The following is a 398-nucleotide window of genomic DNA, read 5'->3' as shown; positions in this document are numbered from 1 at the left end:
GCCAGCAGCGCGGCGAAGGCGGCGGGATCGCGGGTAAGCTTGTCGCGCACTGTGGCAAGCGTGGCGCGGGCCGGAGCCTCGTGGATGACGGTGTGCAGGATCACGCCGGCGATCCGCGCCTTGGCTTCCTCGTTCCAGTGCGCCCCGCCCGATTGTCCCGGCGCATCGTGAACCAGCGCATCGGCGATCGTCTGGGCATCTTCCGCCAGGTCCGGGCTCGCCGGGTCGAGCTGCGCCAGAGGGTTGTAGCGGGCCGCAGGACGCCCGGAGACGCCGAAGGGGTCCAGGCACCACACCAGGCCCTTCCTCGCCCTCGCACGGGCCGTGACGCGGGCATTCTCGCCTTTGGGGTCGATGCAGACCACGGAGCGGTCAAGCAGGAGCAGGTTGGGGATGAT

The 398-nt window shown here is 70.4% G+C and carries 1 protein-coding gene; it reads right to left on the bottom strand.

Features of this window, described 5'->3' with window-relative positions:
• On the bottom strand, window positions 1–398 hold a 398-nt coding region (locus tag AY633_RS16390; protein WP_222101835.1), incomplete at both ends, for a type IV secretory system conjugative DNA transfer family protein.

The organism is Planococcus maritimus (assembly GCF_001592825.1).
Taxonomy (GTDB): Bacteria; Bacillota; Bacilli; order Bacillales_A; family Planococcaceae; genus Planococcus; species Planococcus maritimus_C.
Note: the sequence above shows the minus strand (reverse complement) of the source record. Positions and strands in the feature narration are given on the sequence as shown.